The sequence below is a fragment of the Streptomyces sp. NPDC058864 genome (genome assembly GCF_042742985.1).
Taxonomy (GTDB): domain Bacteria; phylum Actinomycetota; class Actinomycetes; order Streptomycetales; family Streptomycetaceae; genus Actinacidiphila.
The window spans coordinates 246,097-262,561 of sequence record NZ_JBHYMQ010000002.1 but is presented as its reverse complement, the minus strand read 5'-3'; the positions used below and the strand labels follow the sequence as shown (position 1 = coordinate 262,561).

General features: G+C 73.4%; 13 protein-coding genes and 2 pseudogenes. 4 read left to right on the top strand and 11 right to left on the bottom strand.

Going from position 1 to position 16,465, the window contains the following annotated elements; all coding sequences use genetic code 11:
* Positions 1–71 precede the first annotated feature (71 nt).
* Positions 72–1,019, bottom strand: coding sequence for a hypothetical protein (locus tag ACFW3D_RS02775; RefSeq protein ID WP_500500545.1), 948 nt, complete (start codon positions 1,017–1,019; stop codon positions 72–74).
* An 88-nt stretch (positions 1,020–1,107) separates the two neighbouring features.
* A complete protein-coding gene (locus tag ACFW3D_RS02770) occupies positions 1,108–2,013 on the bottom strand; it encodes a LysR family transcriptional regulator (RefSeq protein ID WP_500500543.1) in 906 nt (301 codons plus the stop codon).
* Positions 2,014–2,125: 112 nt separating this feature from the next.
* Here ACFW3D_RS02770 and ACFW3D_RS02765 point away from each other — a divergent pair, with 112 nt between their 5' ends.
* Positions 2,126–3,169 (top strand): EamA family transporter, encoded by a 1,044-nt coding sequence (locus ACFW3D_RS02765; RefSeq protein WP_500500541.1) that lies wholly within the window; start codon positions 2,126–2,128, stop codon positions 3,167–3,169.
* Here the strand turns inward: ACFW3D_RS02765 and ACFW3D_RS02760 are convergent.
* The 3 genes and pseudogenes from ACFW3D_RS02760 to ACFW3D_RS02750 form a co-directional block, all read right to left on the bottom strand.
* Positions 3,153–3,962 (bottom strand): annotated as a pseudogene (locus ACFW3D_RS02760) (sugar phosphate isomerase/epimerase family protein); the annotation flags it as partial. The gene ACFW3D_RS02765 and the pseudogene ACFW3D_RS02760 sit on opposite strands and share 17 nt — an antisense overlap.
* Positions 3,844–4,755: a bifunctional helix-turn-helix transcriptional regulator/GNAT family N-acetyltransferase gene (locus ACFW3D_RS02755; RefSeq protein WP_500500539.1), complete on the bottom strand. Its 912-nt coding sequence runs from the start codon at positions 4,753–4,755 to the stop codon at positions 3,844–3,846. The pseudogene ACFW3D_RS02760 and the gene ACFW3D_RS02755, both read right to left, overlap by 119 nt.
* Before the next feature lie 88 nt (positions 4,756–4,843).
* The gene (locus ACFW3D_RS02750) at positions 4,844–5,950 is read right to left on the bottom strand and encodes a LacI family DNA-binding transcriptional regulator (RefSeq protein WP_500500538.1); all 1,107 of its coding nucleotides are present in this window, start codon (positions 5,948–5,950) and stop codon (positions 4,844–4,846) included.
* A 683-nt stretch (positions 5,951–6,633) separates the two neighbouring features.
* On the opposite strand from ACFW3D_RS02750, the gene ACFW3D_RS02745 reads away from it, so the two are divergent.
* The 3 genes from ACFW3D_RS02745 to ACFW3D_RS02735 are packed head-to-tail and all read left to right on the top strand — an operon-like array spanning position 6,634 to position 9,862.
* Positions 6,634–7,791 carry a Gfo/Idh/MocA family protein gene (locus tag ACFW3D_RS02745; RefSeq protein WP_500500535.1) on the top strand — a complete coding sequence of 386 codons (1,158 nt, stop codon included), beginning with the start codon at positions 6,634–6,636 and terminating at the stop codon, positions 7,789–7,791.
* On the top strand, positions 7,788–9,008 hold the full coding sequence (locus ACFW3D_RS02740; RefSeq protein WP_500500533.1) for a dihydrodipicolinate synthase family protein: 1,221 nt from the start codon (positions 7,788–7,790) through the stop codon (positions 9,006–9,008). Before ACFW3D_RS02745 ends, ACFW3D_RS02740 begins: the two co-directional genes overlap by 4 nt.
* 2 nt (positions 9,009–9,010) lie before the next feature.
* Positions 9,011–9,862: a sugar phosphate isomerase/epimerase family protein gene (locus ACFW3D_RS02735; RefSeq protein ID WP_500500531.1), complete on the top strand. Its 852-nt coding sequence runs from the start codon at positions 9,011–9,013 to the stop codon at positions 9,860–9,862.
* Between the two features lie 233 nt (positions 9,863–10,095).
* Here ACFW3D_RS02735 and ACFW3D_RS02730 read toward each other — a convergent pair whose 3' ends face one another.
* The 6 genes and pseudogenes from ACFW3D_RS02730 to ACFW3D_RS02705 form a co-directional block, all read right to left on the bottom strand.
* Positions 10,096–10,539, bottom strand: coding sequence for a DUF937 domain-containing protein (locus ACFW3D_RS02730; protein WP_500500529.1), 444 nt, complete (start codon positions 10,537–10,539; stop codon positions 10,096–10,098).
* 64 nt (positions 10,540–10,603) lie between these two features.
* On the bottom strand, positions 10,604–10,993 hold the full coding sequence (rbsD, locus tag ACFW3D_RS02725) for a D-ribose pyranase (RefSeq protein ID WP_500500527.1): 390 nt from the start codon (positions 10,991–10,993) through the stop codon (positions 10,604–10,606).
* Entirely contained in the window at positions 10,990–11,892 is a 903-nt protein-coding gene (gene rbsK / locus ACFW3D_RS02720) for a ribokinase (protein WP_500500525.1), read from the bottom strand. Before rbsK ends, rbsD begins: the two co-directional genes overlap by 4 nt.
* Before the next feature lie 48 nt (positions 11,893–11,940).
* Positions 11,941–13,903 (bottom strand): annotated as a pseudogene (locus tag ACFW3D_RS02715) (ABC transporter permease/substrate-binding protein); the annotation flags it as partial.
* Positions 13,893–15,413: a sugar ABC transporter ATP-binding protein gene (locus tag ACFW3D_RS02710; RefSeq protein ID WP_500500718.1), complete on the bottom strand. Its 1,521-nt coding sequence runs from the start codon at positions 15,411–15,413 to the stop codon at positions 13,893–13,895. The gene ACFW3D_RS02710 and the pseudogene ACFW3D_RS02715, both read right to left, overlap by 11 nt.
* A gap of 26 nt (positions 15,414–15,439) precedes the next feature.
* Positions 15,440–16,453 (bottom strand): LacI family DNA-binding transcriptional regulator, encoded by a 1,014-nt coding sequence (locus tag ACFW3D_RS02705; RefSeq protein ID WP_500500523.1) that lies wholly within the window; start codon positions 16,451–16,453, stop codon positions 15,440–15,442.
* Between the last annotated feature and the right edge of the window lie 12 nt (positions 16,454–16,465).

The following is a 16,465-nucleotide window of genomic DNA, read 5'->3' as shown; positions in this document are numbered from 1 at the left end:
CCTTCCGGCAGGAGGTGGGGGGCGTGCTGAAAGAAACCTTCAAGCACACACGCTTAGCCGGAAAGTTATTGTCAGTCAATGAGTTGGGCACGCTCCGGGACGAGCCGGGACGGCACCGCGAGCACCGCGGCGTAGTGCTCGACCTGGATGCAGCGCTTGGTCTCGTCCCCGGTGGGCGCCGCCGACAGTTCCCGCCGGCCGATGGTCAGCACGGCGCCGGTGGGCCCGCAGCCCGTGAGCACGAAGCCGAAGCGCCGCTCGTCACTGCGTCGCGGATGCCGCGCCAGCTGCTCGCGCAGTGCGGCCGCCCCCTTGCGGGGCAGACCGGCGAGGAAGGCGTCGAGCTGCCGGGCCGAGGTGACCTCGGCACTGCGCCGGCCGTCCGGCTTTCGCATGTCCTCCAGGCCGCCGAACGCCACCGTGCTCCCCGGGGCGGGCGGATCGGCCCGCGTGTTCTCTTCCTGCGCGAAGCGCGGCCGCTTCGGCATCCGGTCGCGCGGCACCTCGAACACGACGACCACCCGGTTGGCGACCAGGCACTGGCCCATCGGGGTCTGCGCGAGGCCGAGCACCAGCCGGTCGCCGCTCCGGAAGAGGACGGCGCTCTTGGTGCTGTTGCAGCCGGTGGTCCGGGTCCAGGCGACGAGGACCGAGCGGGAGAAGTCGGTCCGCGCGGCGCGCCGCGCGATGTCGTCGGCGATCTCCGGCGCCGACTTCATGAAGTAGCCGGGGAAGCGACTCAGGTCGCGCTCCCCGTCGAGGACGGTGTGCACCGCGGGCACCCCCCGCGTGGTCTCGGTGAAGTACACGCGGCGGGTGGAGACCGTCCCGTCGGAAGGGACGGATTGCGCGGCGGACGCCGAGGCTGACGGTGCCGGGCCGGTGGGCACGGAGGCGATCGCGGAGGTGGAGGGGCCGCCACCGGCGTTGTCGGAGGGGGGTACGCCGGTGGCGGGCTGCTGCCGGCCGCAGGCGGCGGAGAGGGTCGTCAGCGACGCAGCAAGCAGCGTGACCGACACCGCTTTGCGGAGACTCCCCGGCAGCACGCGGGTTGGACGGGATCGGGACGCGAACGGTTCCCTGAGGGTGGGTGACATCCGCCCATGGTCAGGCAACGACCCGGGGGTAGTGAACGCGCAACGCCCGGACCGTCTCCGTGATGGCCGGACGTCGCGACGCCCCCGTCCGCCACAAGGCGTACAGCCGCCGCACGGGTGCCGGCTCCAGCGGCACCACGACCACGCCGTCCGGCACCGGCCCGCGCCCCAGCCGCGGGACCAGCGCGATCCCCAGCCCGGCCGCCACCAGCGCCAACTGCGTCTGGTACTCGGCGACCTGGAACGCCAGGTCCGGCTCGGTGCCGGCCTCCCGCAGCGTCCGCACCAGCCAGTCGTGGCACACGTGCCCCGGCGGCTGGCAGATCCACCGTTCGTCGACGACGTCCTCGCGGACCAGCGCATCGCGGGCCGCCAGCGGATGCCCGGCGGGGACCAGCACGTCGCAGTGGTCCTCGCCGATCACCACCCGTTCCAGCCCCTCGGGCGCGGGCAGTGGGGCGATGTCCCAGTCGTGCACCACGGCCAGGTCGACGACGCCGCGGGAGACGAGGTCGACCGACAGGTGCGCGCCCTCCTCCACCAGCCGCAGTTCCAGCGACGGGTGGGCGGCCGTCAGCCCGGCCAGCACCTCCGGGAGCAGACCGCGCGCGGCGGTCGGGAAGGCGGCCATGGTCAGCCGCCCGGTGGGGCGGCCGCGCCGCTCCTCCAGCGCCACCTCGGCCCGCTCCACGATCGCCATCAGCTCCTGCGCGGTCTCCGCCAGCAACTGCGCGGCCTCGGTCAGCGCGACTCCGCGGCCCTGCCGCTCCAGGAGCGTCGTACGGGTCTCCCGTTCCAGCTTGGCGATCTGCTGGGACACGGCGGACGCGGTGTAGCCGAGGGCCGTGGCCGCCGCCCCCACCGATCCGTGCACATGCACGGCGTGCAGCGCCCGCAGCCGGGCCAGGTCCAGCATCCGTTCACCTCGTCATCCCGCGCTCCGGAGGGCGCACCATTCAGCAACGCTGAAGCCGACAGTGCAGCGATAGTCGCTGGTGCTTAAGAGTACGGTGCCGGATGCTGGGGCGATGCGACCGGTACACCTCGCCCTCGCGGTCCTCGTCGCCGCGGTCTGGGGCGTCAACTTCGTGGTCATCGAGGCCGGGCTCGGCCACTTCCCGCCGCTCCTCTTCTGCGCCCTGCGCTTCCTGGTCGCGGCCGTGCCCGCGGTCTTCTTCGTCCGCCGGCCCGGTGTCGCGCTGCGCTGGATCGTCGCCGTCGGACTCGTCCTCGGCGTCGTCAAGTTCGGCCTGCTCTTCATCGGCATGGACCAGGGCATGCCCGCCGGGCTGTCCTCGCTGGTGCTCCAGGTCCAGGCGGTCTTCACCGCCCTCCTCGCGGTCGTACTGCTGGGCGAGCGGCCCGGCCGGCTGCGCATCGCGGGCATGGGTGTCGCGCTGGCGGGGATCGGCGTGGCCGCGTACGACGAGGGCACCTCGGGGCCGCTCGGCGCGTTCGTGCTGGTCGTCGTGGCCGCCGCCTTCTGGGGGCTGTCCAACGTGCTCACCCGCCGTGCCGCCCCGCCGGACGCGCTGAGCTGGATGGTCTGGGTCAGCCTCGTCCCGCCGCTGCCGCTGCTCGCCCTCTCCCTGGCCCTGGAGGGTCCCGCGGCGGACGCGGCCGCGCTGCGCGGCCTCGACTGGAGCGGCGCCGGCGCGATCGTCTACGTCGCCTGGATCACCACGGTCTTCGGCTTCGGCGCCTGGGGCTTCCTGCTGCGGACGTACGACGCCTCCGCGGTGGCCCCGTTCTCCCTGCTCGTCCCGGTGTTCGGCATGACGTCGGCGGCCCTGCTGCTGGACGAGGGCGTCGGCCCGCTGCGCTGGGCGGCTGCGGTGCTGCTGGTGGGCGGCGTCGGCCTGACGTCGTCGGGTTCGATCCGGCCGCGCCGGGGCCGGGGACGGGGACGGGACTTGGGCGAGGACGAGGGCGCCGGGCTCAGGCAGACTCGCCGAGCAGCCGCAGCAGATGCGAACGCCCCCGCGACAGCAGTTCCGGCAGCGCCCGCACCTGCGGGTACCAGCGCTTCTCGTACTCCCAGCACAGCCAGCCGTCCCAGCCCGCCCGGCTGAGCACCTCCACCGTGCCGGCCAGTGGCAGCGCCCCGTGGCCGAGCGGCAGCGGGGTGGTGTCCTGCGCCGAGGAGACGTCCTTGACCTGTACGTAGCCCAGGTAGGGGGCGAGCACGGGATAGGTGTGCTCCGGCTGCTCGCCGCCCAGCCACGGGTGCAGCACGTCCCAGAGCGCGCCCGCGTGGTGATGGCCCACCAGCCCCAGGATCCGCGCCACGTCCGCGCCGGTCCGGTGCGAGTCGTGGGTCTCCACCAGCACCCGCACGCCCGCGTCCGCCGCCTCGGGGACCACCGCCGCCAGCCGGCGGGCCGCCCGGGTGTCGGCGGCGTCGCCGTCGCCGTCACCGGCGCCGGGGAACACCCGTACGTATGAGGCGCCGAGGTCGGCGGCGAGGCGCACATGGTCGCGCAGTCCGCGCAGCGCGGGGGCGTCCTCACCCGGCGCGGCCACCTGGACGGAGGAGGCGACCGCCAGGACCGCCACTCCGGCGTCGCGGAACTCCCCGGCCACGTCGGCACGCTGCCGTTCCGTCAGGCCGCTGTGCACCGGCTCCTCGTGGCCCGCCCGCAGCTCCACGCCGTGGTAGCCGTGCTCCGCGGCGAGCCGGAGCACGTCCGGCACGGGGAGCCCCGGCACGCCGAGGGTCGAGAACGCGAGCTTCACTTTTCGGACGTTACAGCACCAGCCGCCAGTCCTGCCCGACGAGATCGCGGCCGAAACTGCGGTGCGGCTTCTCGCCGACGAGCTCGAAACCGGCCGCCTCGTAGATCCGCCGGGCGGAGACCAGGACATCGTTCGTCCACAGCACCAGCTCGCGGTGGCCGGCCGCGCGGGCGTGCGCGACGCAGGCCTCGACGAGCAGGCGGCCGATGCCGTGGCCCCGGGCGGCCGGGTCCACCAGCAGCAGGCGCAGCCGTGCCGTGCCGGGTGCCTCGTCGCGCACGCAGAACACGCAGCCGGCGCGCTCGCCGTCCAGTTCGGCGATCCACGCCCGCTCGTGGCCGTCCGCGACGATCCGGGCGACGAGGGTCTCGTAGTCGGCGTTCCAGCCGTACTCCTCGGCGTAGACCTCCGCGTTGCGCTGGACCACCCAGCCGAGGTCGCCGGGGCGCGGATCGCGCAGCCGGACCCGGGGCCCGGCGGGGGCGCCGGCCGCGGCGTCGCCGCCGAGGACCTTGCGGACGGTGCGCATGGCCTCCGTCAGGCGTTCGCGGTCGCGCGCGGCGAGCCCGCCGACCATGGACGCGACCGCCTCGCGCGACCGGTCCTCCAGGAGCCGGGCGGCCTCGCGGCCGCCGGGCGTCAGCTCCACGCGCTGCCGCCGGGCGTCCCGCGGTGACGGCGAGCGGGTCACCAGTCCCCGTTCCCCGAAGGCCGCCAGCATCCGGCTGAGCTGCCCGGCGTCCACTGACAGGGCGGTACGCAGGTCGGCGGCGTCCAGCCCACCGCCGGGAGCGTGGGCGAGCTCGTACAGGACGCGGGCCTCGGTGAGCGTGTACGGGGTGTGCAGATGGCGGCTGTAGTCGAGCGCGCCGATGAGGTTGGTGTAGAAGCGGTTGAACGCCCGGATCTCCTGGACGGTCACGGTGGTCCTCCCCGGAAATTCTTTGACTGCGTCAAAGATATCCCCGTCGGGTGGTCGTGAAAAGGCGCCGCCGCGCCGTGCCGGCCGGCTATGCGCCCTTCCGTGGAGCCGCCGTCGACGCCCGCACCATCAGTTCCGTCCGCACGGTCGCCAGCCCGCCGGGAGGCGGTGCCTGCCGCCCCATGACCAGCCGCCCGGCGCGGGCGCCCGCCTCCTGCAGGGGTATGCGCACGGTCGTGAGCGCGGGCACGGCGTCCACGCTGAAGGGCAGGTCGTCGAAGCCGGCGACCGAGACGTCCTCGGGGATGCGCAGCCCGCGCTCGCGCAGCGCGGCGCAGACGCCGAGCGCCACCGTGTCGTTGGCGGCGACGACCGCGGTGAGCCCCGGCTCGCGGCGCAGCAGCTCCAGCGCCGCGTCGTATCCGGAGGAGCGGTCGTAGTAGCCGTGCACGGTGAGGCGCTCGAGCCCGACGGGGGAGCCTGCGAGCCCGGCCTCGGCCAGGGCGGCGCGGTGGCCCTCCAGGCGGTGCCGGGTGGTGCTGCGCTCCGCGGGGCCGGCGACGTAGCCGATGGTGCGGTGGCCGAGACCCAGCAGGTGCTCGGTGAGGCGCTGCGCACCGCCGCGGTTGTCGAAGGCGACGGTCATGACGGCGTCCGCGGCGGGGCCGGACAGCCCGGCGAGCTCCGGTACGGGCGGGCGGCCGCAGAGCACGATCCGGGTGCCTGACGCGGCGAGCCGGGCGAGGCGGCCCGCGACGGCGGCGCTGTGGCCGGTGCCCTCCACTGCGCCCCCGGTGAGCACCACGCCGGCGGCGCGCTGCCGCTCCAGCAGGGTCAGGTAGTTCAGCTCGGCCTCGGGGGAGCCCCCGGTGTTGCAGACCACGGCGAGCTTCCCGGCGCCCGCCGGCAGCCCGGACGGCTGCTCGCCGCCGCCGCTGATCTCGCCCTGCACGGCGCTGGCGATGAGCCCGAAGAAGGGGTCGGCGACATCGTTGACCAGGACCCCCACCAGGTCGGAGGTGGCGGCGGCGAGCGCGCGGGCGTGCCCGTTCACGACGTAGTCGAGGTCGTCGACGGCCCGCAGCACCCGCTCGCGCGTACTGCCCGCGACCGGATAGTTGCCGTTCAGGACACGCGACACGGTCGCGGCGGACACTCCGGCGCGCGCCGCCACGTCGGCGAGGGTCACTGCCATCTCGTCTGTTTCCTCCGGGTCGGTCCTCCCCGGGCCCTCCGCCCGTAGCCGCACATGGTCTCACCTCGGGGGCCGGCGGGGGAGCGGAGTCGCACGGCACCTTGCCCGGACCCTCCAACGCCCTGGGGTCGTGGTACGGGAAAACGCTTTCTGCCCCCAATCAAGCGCCTCGACCTGCCGTCGTCGCCGGCCGTGGGCGCCGCTCCGGAGCCCTCGACCGCCGGCCGCCCCGTGTCTCCGTGACGCCGTCGGGCCGAGGTCGGCACCGCGGGTGGCGGAGTGCCGGTGAACGCAGCGCGCACCTTCCTGCCGTCGCCCGGTTCGTCGTGCCGAAGTCCCCCGCCCGGCAGGGTGCGTCGGCGCCCGGGGGTGAGGCCCGCATCAGTGCGCGGACGCCCTGTTGCGGGCGCTCCCGGGGGTGACCCGGGGCACCTGTCGCGCGCCGGGCTCGCGGCCGCGGGTACTGCCGCAGCGCGGGCCGGGGCCTGTCGCGACCGGGAGGCGTGCGACGTGCCGCCTGCGCCGGCGCACCCGTACCCGGGTCGCTGACTCCACGTCAGCGGGCCTGCAAGCGCTTTCTCTTGTTGTGCCACCTCTTGTCGAAGATGTCCGGCAGCGTTTAGCGTGAGGTGGAGAAAGCGCTTGCTGTAGTTCGGTGATACGCAGGAGAGAGGAACCCCCACGTGACACGCAGGACCGTGCGGATCGCCATGAACGGCGTCACCGGCCGTATGGGTTACCACCAGCACCTCGTCCGCTCGATCCTCGCCCTGCGCGAGCAGGGCGGGCTCGACCTCGGCGACGGCAGCGTGCTGTGGCCGGAGCCCGTCCTCGTCGGCCGCCGCGAGCATGCGCTGCGCGCCCTCGCCGACCGTCACGGCCTGGACCGGTCCCTGGTCTCCACCGACCTGGACGCGGTGCTCGCCGACCCCGCCACCGAGATCTACTTCGACGCGCAGGTCACCGGTGCCCGTGAGGAGGCGCTCACCAAGGCGATCGCCGCGGGCAAGCACATCTACACCGAGAAGCCCACCGCGACCGGCCTGGACGGAGCGCTGCGGCTGGCCCGTCTCGCCACCGACGCCGGAGTGCGCCACGGCGTCGTCCAGGACAAGCTCTTCCTCCCCGGCCTGCTCAAGCTCCGGCGGCTGATCGACGGCGGCTTCTTCGGGCGGATCCTCTCCGTCCGCGGCGAGTTCGGCTACTGGGTCTTCGAGGGCGACTGGCAGCCGGCGCAGCGCCCCTCGTGGAACTACCGCGCCGAGGACGGCGGCGGCATCGTCGTCGACATGTTCCCGCACTGGGAGTACGTGCTCCACGAGCTGTTCGGCCGGGTGCTCTCCGTGCAGGCGCTCGTCACCACGCACGTCCCGCAGCGCTGGGACGAGCAGCGCAAGCCCTACGACGCCACGGCCGACGACGCCGCCTACGGCATCTTCGAGCTCGAGGGCGGCGTGGTCGCCCAGATCAACTCCTCCTGGGCCGTGCGCGTCAACCGCGACGAGCTGGTGGAGTTCCAGGTGGACGGCACCGAGGGCTCGGCCGTGGCCGGGCTGCGCAACTGCCGCGCCCAGCACCGCTCCGGCACCCCCAGGCCGGTCTGGAACCCCGACCTGCCTGCCACCGAGGTCTTCCGCGACCAGTGGCAGGTGGTTCCGGACAACACCGGGTTCGACAACGGCTTCAAGGCCCAGTGGGAGCTGTTCCTGCGCCACGTCCACCTCGACGAGCCCTACACCTGGGATCTGCTTGCCGGTGCCCGCGGTGTCCAGCTCGCCGAACTGGGCCTGCGTTCCTCCGCCGAGGGCCGCAGGCTCGACGTGCCGGAGCTGACGCTGTGACACTCCTCCACCTCCCCACCGAATCGGGCGAGCTGTACGCGTACCGGCCGCGCACCGAGCCCGCCGCCCACGCCGGAGCCCCCACGGCGCCGGACGAGCCGCGAAGGCGCGTCGTCTATGCGGCGGCCCACGTCGTCGCCGACCCCTTCCGCACCGCGGCCGACCGGCCCGCCGCACTGGACTGGGAGGCCACACTGGCCTTCCGCCGCCATCTGTGGTCGCACGGGCTCGGTGTCGCCGAGGCCATGGACACCGCCCAGCGCGGCATGGGCCTGGACTGGGCCGGGGCCGCCGAACTGATCCGCCGCTCCTCTGCGGAGGCCCGCGCCGAGGGCGGCCGCATCGTCTGCGGCGTGAGCACCGACCAACTGCGGCCCACCGAGTCCGGCCACCCGTACGGCCTCACCGAGATCCGGGCCGCCTACGAGGAGCAACTGGCCGTCGTCGAGGACGCGGGCTCGCGCGCCGTCCTCATGGCCTCGCGCGCCCTGGCCGCCGTCGCCAAGGGGCCCGACGACTACCTGGAGGTCTACGGCCACCTCCTGCGCCAGGCCGCCGGGCCCGTCGTGCTGCACTGGCTCGGTCCGATGTTCGACCCCGCGCTGGAGGGCTACTGGGGCAGCACGGACCTGGACGCGGCGACCGAGACCTTCCTCGAGGTGATCGCCGCCCACCCCGGCAAGGTCGACGGCGTCAAGATCTCCCTGCTCGACGCGGGGCGCGAGGTCGCGCTGCGCCGACGCCTCCCCGACGGCGTGCGCTGCTACACCGGCGACGACTTCCACTATCCCGAACTGATCGCCGGCGACGACCGGGGCTTCAGCCACGCCCTGCTCGGCGTCTTCGACCCGCTCGCACCCCTCGCCGCCCGGGCCGTGCGCCTGCTGGACGACGACGGCGACGACACCGGCGAGACCGATGGCACCGGTGCCGGCACCGGTGGCATCGCGGGCTTCCGGGCACTGCTCGACCCCACCGTCGAACTCTCCCGTCACCTCTTCGGCGCCCCGACCCGCCATTACAAGACGGGCGTCGTCCTGCTCGCCTGGCTGGCCGGCCACCAGTCGCACTTCACGATGGTCGGTGGTCTCCACTCGGCACGCTCCCTCCCCCATCTGGCCCGCGCCTACGAACTGGCCGACCGGATCGGACTGTTCCCCGATCCGTCGCTCGCCGCGTCGCGCGTGCGCCAACTTCTCTCCGTGTACGGAGTGTGACATTGCGTACTGGCAATCTGCCCCGCGCCGAGCTCGCACGGCTCAGCGTCAACCAGGAGACCGTGCGGCAACTGCCCCTCCCCGAACTGGTCGAGGCGCTGGTGACGCTCGGTGTCCCCGGCGTCGGACTGTGGCGCGGGCCGGTGAGGGAGCACGGCGTCGAGGCCACCGCGAAGCTGGTGCGCGAGGCCGGGCTCACCGTCACCACGCTCTGCCGCGGCGGCTTCTTCACCGCCTCCGACCCGGAGGAGCGCGGCGCCGCGCTCGCCGACAACCGGGCCGCGGTCGACGAGGCTGCGGCCCTGGGCACCGGAACCCTCGTCCTGGTCTCCGGCGGCCTCCCCGCCGGGGACCGCGACATCGCCGGCGCGCGTGAACGCGTCGCCGACGCGGTCGCCGAGCTCGCCCCGTACGCGGAGGAACGCGGGGTGCGCCTGGCGATCGAGCCGCTGCACCCGATGTACGCCTCCGACCGCTGCGTCGTGTCGACCCTCGCCCAGGCCCTCGGCATCGCCGAGCGCTTCCCCGCGCGGCAGGTCGGCGTCGTCGTGGACACGTACCACCTGTGGTGGGACGACCGGGCGGCCGAGGGCATCGCACGGGCGGGCGCCGGCGGCCGGATCGCCGCGTTCCAGCTCGCCGACTGGGTCACCCCGCTTCCCGAGGGCGTGCTCCTGGGCCGCGGCCAGCTCGGGGACGGCTGCGTCGACCTGCGTGGGTTCCGCGAGCTGGTGGACGCGGCCGGCTACACGGGAGCCGTCGAGGTGGAGATCTTCAACCCGGCGCTGTGGGCCCGGGACGGGGCCGAGGTGCTGGCCGAGACGGCCGCCAGGTACCGCCGGCACGTGCTCTGAGAAATCCCTGAAAATTTCTTCCGCAACCCGTGCAACCATCCCCGGGGCCGGTGTGTCTACGTAGCGTCAAGACCCAGAGGGGGGCCTCACAAGGGTCTTGAGTGGGGGAGAGCGTGACGCCCGGAGGGGGCTCGGGGCATCGCGCAGAGGGAGGGGAAACGCCAAAGGGGTCCGGCCCAGCCGGACCCCTTTCGCCATGTCGGCCCGGCCGTGTCCGCCCGGGCCGACGCGGTTCAGCGCTTCTCGCGGGCCCGCCGGGCCAGGACGGCCGCCATCACGGGGATCACCGTCTGCAGTGCCGCCGTGACCGTCTCGACCGGGAGCCCGGTCCGCTTGGCCACCGCCCGCGCCGCCGGCGCGGCGACCTTGGCCAGCACGGCCGCCAGCACTCCGCGCCCCGGTTCCGCACTCGTGCCGCCCTGCACCCCGGCGAAGCCGACGGCGGCGGCGGGCAGCGGCTCGGGCTCGTTCGCGGCCTGCTCCATGGCCTGGCACAGCTCCGCGGTGCCGCCGGGCGTCACGGCGTCGTCGGTCAGCACCCCGGTGATCGAGGCCACCGCGCTCCCCACGACCTGCTGCGCCTCGTCGGCGTCGGTCCCGAGCAGCTCGGTGATCTCCCGGAGCCGGTCGTCCCCCAGCTCCTCCAGCACCTCGTCCTTCAGCGGTCGGTCGCTCATGGTCGGGACGCTACGCGCGATCCGCCCGCACGGCCCGCCGACCGCAGCCGGAAGGATGTACGGCCTAGAAGGGCACGCCGCAGCGCAGGATGACGTTGGCGTACGGCCGGGACTCGCCGGTGCGGACGACGAGGCGGGCCTGCCGGGTGCGGGCCTTGAACTCCTCGTGCGGCACCAGTTCCAGGTCGGGGAAGGCCTCGTCGAGCCGGGAGGTCACCTCGGGATTGTGCTCGCGGACCTCCTTGGCCGCGATCGCGCCCTCCACGACCAGTTCCTCCAGCAGGCCGTCGAGGACCTCGGAGAACGACGGGGTGCCGGCCCGGAACGCGAGGTCGACGACGATCGGCCCGGGAGGGATCGGGAGCCCCGCGTCGCAGACCACGACCAGGTCGGTGTGGCCCAGCACGGCGAGGGCGCCCGCCAGATGGCGGTTGAGGATTCCGGACTTCTTCACAGCTGACCCACTTCTTCGAGGGTGGGGAAGGATTCCTGCGCACCCGGCTTCGTGACGGCGGCGGCGCCCACCCGCACCGCGAACCGCACGGCGGTCACCAGGTCGTCGCCCGCGCCGAGCCGCCAGGCCAGCGCCCCCGTGAAGGAGTCGCCGGCGCCGGTGGTGTCGACGGCGGACACGCGCGGGCTGGGTATGCGCACGGTGCCGTCCGCCGTCGCGGCGAGCGCGCCCGCCGCGCCGAGCGTGACGACCACCGAGCGCGGGCCGAGGGCGAGCAGCCCCGCCGCCCACGCCTCGGGGGTGTCCCCGGCCCCGGCGCCGAGCACGACGCGTGCCTCGTGCTCGTTGACCACGATGGGGTCGCAGCCGGCCAGCACCTCGCGCGGCAGAGCCGCGGGGGGCGAGGGGTTCAGGACGACCCGCGTGCCGGCCTCCGTGGCCGTCGCCACCGCGGCGGCGACGGACTCCAGGGGGATCTCCAGTTGCAGCGAGACCACCCTGGCGGCGGCCAGCAGCTCGCGCGCCCCGGTCACGTCCGCCGCGGTGAGCCGGGCGTTGGCGCCCGGCGACACCACGATGCTGTTGTCACCCGAGGGGTCCACGGTGATCAGCGCGACCCCCGTGGGGACGTCGCCGCTCAGGACACCGGTGGTGTCGACGCCGGCCGACGTCAGCGAGCCGGTGAGGAGCCGCCCGTGGGCGTCGTCGCCGACCCGCGCGAGGAGCGCCGTGCGCGCGCCCAGGCGGGCGGCGGCGACGGCCTGGTTGGCCCCCTTGCCACCCGGGTGGGTGGCAAGGTCGGAGCCGAGGACCGTCTCGCCGGCCGCCGGGCGGCGGTCGACGTGGATCACCAGGTCGGCGTTGGCCGACCCTACGACCAGCAGGTCGTAGCCGTGCATCTGCGTGTTCCCTTCGGGATCCAGCCGTACCGGTACGGCCTGTCAGGAGGAGAAGTCGGCGACGTTCTTCTCGGTGACGACCTTGACCGGAACCTTCACCAGGCTGCCGAGCTTCTCGCCCTTGGCGGCCTTCACCGCGTTCTGCACGGCCAGCTTGCCGAGTTCCTTCGGCTGCTGGGCCACGGACGCGAAGAGGGTGCCGCCCTTGACCGCGGTGAGGCCGTCGGGGGTGCCGTCGAAGCCGACGACCTTGACCGACTTGCCGGCCTTGTCGCCGAGCGCCTTGATGGCGCCGAGGGCCATCTCGTCGTTCTGGGCGAAGACGCCGGTGACGTCCGAGTGGGCCTGCAGCAGGTTCGTCATGACGTCGAGGCCCTTGGTGCGGTCGAAGTCGGCGGCCTGCTGGGCCACGACCTTGATGCCCGGGTAGGCCTTGATGCCCTCGTTGAAGCCCTGGCCGCGCTCGTTGGCCGCGGAGGTGCCCGCGGTGCCCTGGAGGACGACCACGGTGCCCTTGCCGCCCAGCGAATCGGCCAGGGTCTTGGCGGCGAGCCGGCCGCCCTCGACGTTGTCGGAGGCGACGGTGGTGGCGAGCTCGGCCTTGTTGACGCCGCGGTCGGCCGCGACGACGGGGATGCCGGCCTTGTTGGCGGCCTTGACCGAGGGGCCGGCCGCGTCGGAGTCGACCGGGTTGACGATGATCGACTTCACGTTCTGGCTGGTGAAGTTCTGCAGCTGGTTGGCCTGCTGCGACGCGTCGTTCTGCGCGTCGGTGACGGTCAGGTCGACGCCCTCCTTCTTCGCCTCGGCCTGCGCGCCCTCCTTCAGCTGGACGAAGAACGGGTTGTTGAGGGTGGAGACCGACAGGCCCACCTTGACGTCGGACGACGAGCCGGAGCCGGAGTTGCAGGCGGTCGCGGTGAGGGCCAGGGCGGCGACGGCGACGGTGGTGGCGGAGATGAGCTTGGTGCGCATGAGGGTTCCTTGCTGGTGTGGTGCGGAGAAGAAGAAGGGGTCTGGGGTGCGCGCGGCGCGGTCAGGCGCGGCGGCGCAGGGTGTCGAGCAGGACGGCCAGCGCGATGACCGCGCCGATGACGACCTGCTGCCAGAAGGCGGAGACCGACAGCAGGTTGAGGCCGTTGCGGAGGACGGCGAGGATCAGCGCGCCGATCAGGGTGCCGGATGCCTTGCCGACGCCGCCGGAGAGGCTGGCGCCGCCGATGACGACCGCCGCGATGGCGTCCAGCTCGTAGCCGTAGGCGGCCTGCGGCTGCGCCGAGGCGAGCCGGGAGGCGAGCACGATGCCCGCGACCGCGGCGAAGAGGCCGGACAGCGCGTAGATGATGATCTTCTGGCGCTTGACGCGGATGCCGGAGAGGCGGGCCGCCTCCTCGTTGCCGCCGATCGCGTACATGGCGCGGCCTATGTAGGTGCGCCCGAGGATGATCGCCGTGGCGGCGCCCGCGACGATCATCACCAGGACCGGGACGGGCAGCCAGCCACCGATGGTGTCGCCCAGGTGGGAGACGGAGTCGGGGAAGGCGATCGGGCTGCCCTGGGAGATGACCAGGGTGAGGCCGCGGCCGATCGACAGCATCGCGAGCGTCGCGATGAACGGCGGCAGCTTGCCGAAGGAGATCAGCAGGCCGCTCAGCAGGCCGCTGGCGACACCCGTGGCGACGGACAGCACGACCGCCAGCCACACCGGCAGACCCGCAGAACTCGCGCTCCAGGCCAGCACCGTCGCGGAGAGCGCCGCGACAGAGCCGACCGACAGGTCGATGCCGGCCGCCACGATCACGAAGGTGGAGCCGAAGGCGAGGATCGCGACGACGGCCGCCTGGACGCCGACGTTGAGCAGGTTCTGCGTGGACAGGAAGTCGCCCGAAAGGAACGACAGTGCCACCAGCAGGGCCGCCAGGGCGCTCAGCGCGCCGTTGTTGAGGAGCACACGGCGTGCCGCGGCGACGCCGCCCGTGTCCGTACTGCTTTTGAGCGTGTCAGTGGCCACGGGAGCCCTCCACATCCTTCGTTGCTGTTGCGTTGCCGCCCTCGGCGGGCGCTGTGCCGACGGCCAGGGCCATGACGGAGTCCTGGGTGGCCTCGTGCGCGGGGAGTTCACCGGCGATCCGGCCCTGGGACATCACCAGGACGCGGTCGCTCATGCCCAGCACCTCGGGGAGGTCGCTGGAGATCATCAGCACCGCGTGGCCGGAAGCCGTGAGTTGGTTGATGAGCTGGTAGATCTCGACCTTGGCACCGACGTCGATGCCCCGGGTCGGCTCGTCGAGGATGAGCACCTTGGTGTCGGCCAGCAGCCACTTGCCGATGACGACCTTCTGCTGGTTGCCGCCCGACAGGGTGCGTACGTGCTGGTGCAGCCCGGCCATGCGGACCTTGAGCTGCCCCGAGATCCCCTCCGCCGCCTTGCGCTGCCCGGCCCGGTCGACGAACCCGGCGCGGGTCGCGCGGCCGAGGGTGACCAGGCCCAGGTTCTCCTGGATGGTGGCGTCGAGCACCAGGCCCTGGCCCTTGCGGTCCTCCGGCACCAGGCCGATGCCCGCGTCCATGGCGGCGTTGACGTCGTGGCGGCGCAGCCGCTTGCCCAGCACCTCGACCGTTCCCGCGTCGTACGGGTCGGCGCCGAAGACCGCGCGGACGACCTCGGTGCGCCCTGCGCCGACGAGACCGGCCAGGCCGACGACCTCGCCGGCCCGCACCTCGAAGCTCACGTCGTGGAAGACGCCGCCCCGGGTGAGGCCCTCGACCCGCAGCAGGGGCGCGCCCGCCTCGGCACGCTCGCGCGGGTACTGCTGCTCGATGCTGCGGCCCACCATCAGCCGGACCAGCTCGTCCTCGGGGGTGCTCGCGGGCACCTGGGAGACGCTGCGGCCGTCGCGCAGGACGGTGACGCGGTCGCCGAGAGCGGCGATCTCCTCCAGGTGGTGCGTGATGAAGACGATGCCGACGCCGTCCTCGCGCAGCTTGCGCACGATCCGGAAGAGCTTGTCGACCTCCTCGCTGGTGAGCACCGCGGTCGGCTCGTCCATGATCAGGACGCGCGCCTCCAGGCTGAGGGCCTTGGCGATCTCCACCATCTGCAGGCGGGCGATGCCCAGTTCGGAGACCGGGGTGCGCGGGTCGACGTCGATGCCGACCCGGGCGAGCAGTGCGGCGGCGTCCGCGTTCATCTGCTTGCGGTTCACCAGGCCGAGACGGCGCGGCTGGCGGCCCAGGAAGATGTTCTCGGCGACGCTCAGCGCCGGCACGAGGTTGAACTCCTGGTAGATGGTCGCGATGCCCAGCTTCTCGGCGTCCTGCGCACCATGGATGCGCACTTCGCCGCCGTCGACGAGGATCCGGCCCCCGTCGGGGCGGTTGGCGCCGGAGAGCATCTTGATCAAGGTGCTCTTGCCCGCGCCGTTCTCGCCGAGCAGGACGTGCACCTCGCCTCCGCGCAGGTCGAAGTCGACGCCGTCGAGGGCCACCACACCGGGGAAGACCTTGCGGACGCCCTCCATGCGGAGGAGCTCGGGGCTGCTCGTGCTCAACGGGGGCTCCCTTCGGACGCGCCGCAGGAGCGGCGGACAACGAGACGGGCGGACACGGTGACCGACGGCGCCGGCCTGCCCTCCACCCGGTCGATCAGCGAGCGCACGGCGGCACGGCCGAGCTCGCCCGTGGGCTGGGCGATCGCGGTGATCGGAGGATCGGTGTGGAGGAACCACGGGATGTCGTCGAAGGCGGCGAGCGCGATGTCGTCGGGCACGCGCAGGCCGCGGGCGCGGATCTCGTCCATGGCGCCGAGCGCCATGAGGTTGTCCGCGGCGAAGACCACGTCGGGCGGAACCGGCAGGTCGAGGAAACGGGCGACCGCCCGGCGGCCGCTGTCGGCCTGGAAGTCGCCCTGGCCGATGTACTCGTCGGGCAGCGGCAGACCGAAGGCGGCAAGCGCCTCGCGGAAGGCCCGCACGCGCTCGCGGCCCGTGGTGGTCGCCGCGGGGCCCGCGATGATCGCCAGCCGGCGGTGGCCCAGGCCGTGGAGATGGGCGACCAGGTCGCGCACCGCGTCGCAGCCGTCGGTGCGGACCACCGGGACGTCGTTGCCGATGCCCGGGATCCAGCGGTCGACGAAGACCATCGGGGTACCGGAGCGCACCGCGTCCAGGATCAGCGGGGAACCGCCGTCGGTGGGGCTGACCAGCAGTCCGTCGATGCGGCGGTCCAGCAGCGTGCGGATGTGGTGGTCCTGCTGCTCCGGCCGCTCGTCGGCGTTGCCGATGATCACGCTGTAGCCCAGTGCCCGGGCCTCGTCCTCCACGGAGCGGGCGAGCTCGGTGAAGAAGGGGTTCAGCACGTCGCTGATGACCAGGCCGAGGGTCCGGGTCTGGTCGGTGCGCAGCGAGCGCGCCACCGCGTTGGGCCGGTAGCCCAGGTCGGCCACGGCTTCCAGCACCCGGGTGCGGGTGTCCGGTCGGACCGCCGGGTGGTCGTTGAGCACACGGGAGACCGTCGCGACGGAGACACCCGCTCGTGATGCCACGTCCTTGATGCTCGCCACCCGTCCCACCTC

Coding starts and splice junctions, on each gene's coding strand:
- ACFW3D_RS02770 (WP_500500543.1), bottom strand. CDS start 2,013: ATGCTGGACCTGGCCCGGCTGCGGGCGCTGCACGCCGTGCATGTGCAC.
- ACFW3D_RS02765 (WP_500500541.1), top strand. CDS start 2,126: ATGCGACCGGTACACCTCGCCCTCGCGGTCCTCGTCGCCGCGGTCTGG.
- ACFW3D_RS02750 (WP_500500538.1), bottom strand. CDS start 5,950: ATGGCAGTGACCCTCGCCGACGTGGCGGCGCGCGCCGGAGTGTCCGCC.
- ACFW3D_RS02730 (WP_500500529.1), bottom strand. CDS start 10,539: ATGAGCGACCGACCGCTGAAGGACGAGGTGCTGGAGGAGCTGGGGGAC.
- rbsK (WP_500500525.1), bottom strand. CDS start 11,892: ATGCACGGCTACGACCTGCTGGTCGTAGGGTCGGCCAACGCCGACCTG.
- ACFW3D_RS02710 (WP_500500718.1), bottom strand. CDS start 15,413: ATGGAGGGCGTCCGCAAGGTCTTCCCCGGTGTGGTGGCCCTCGACGGC.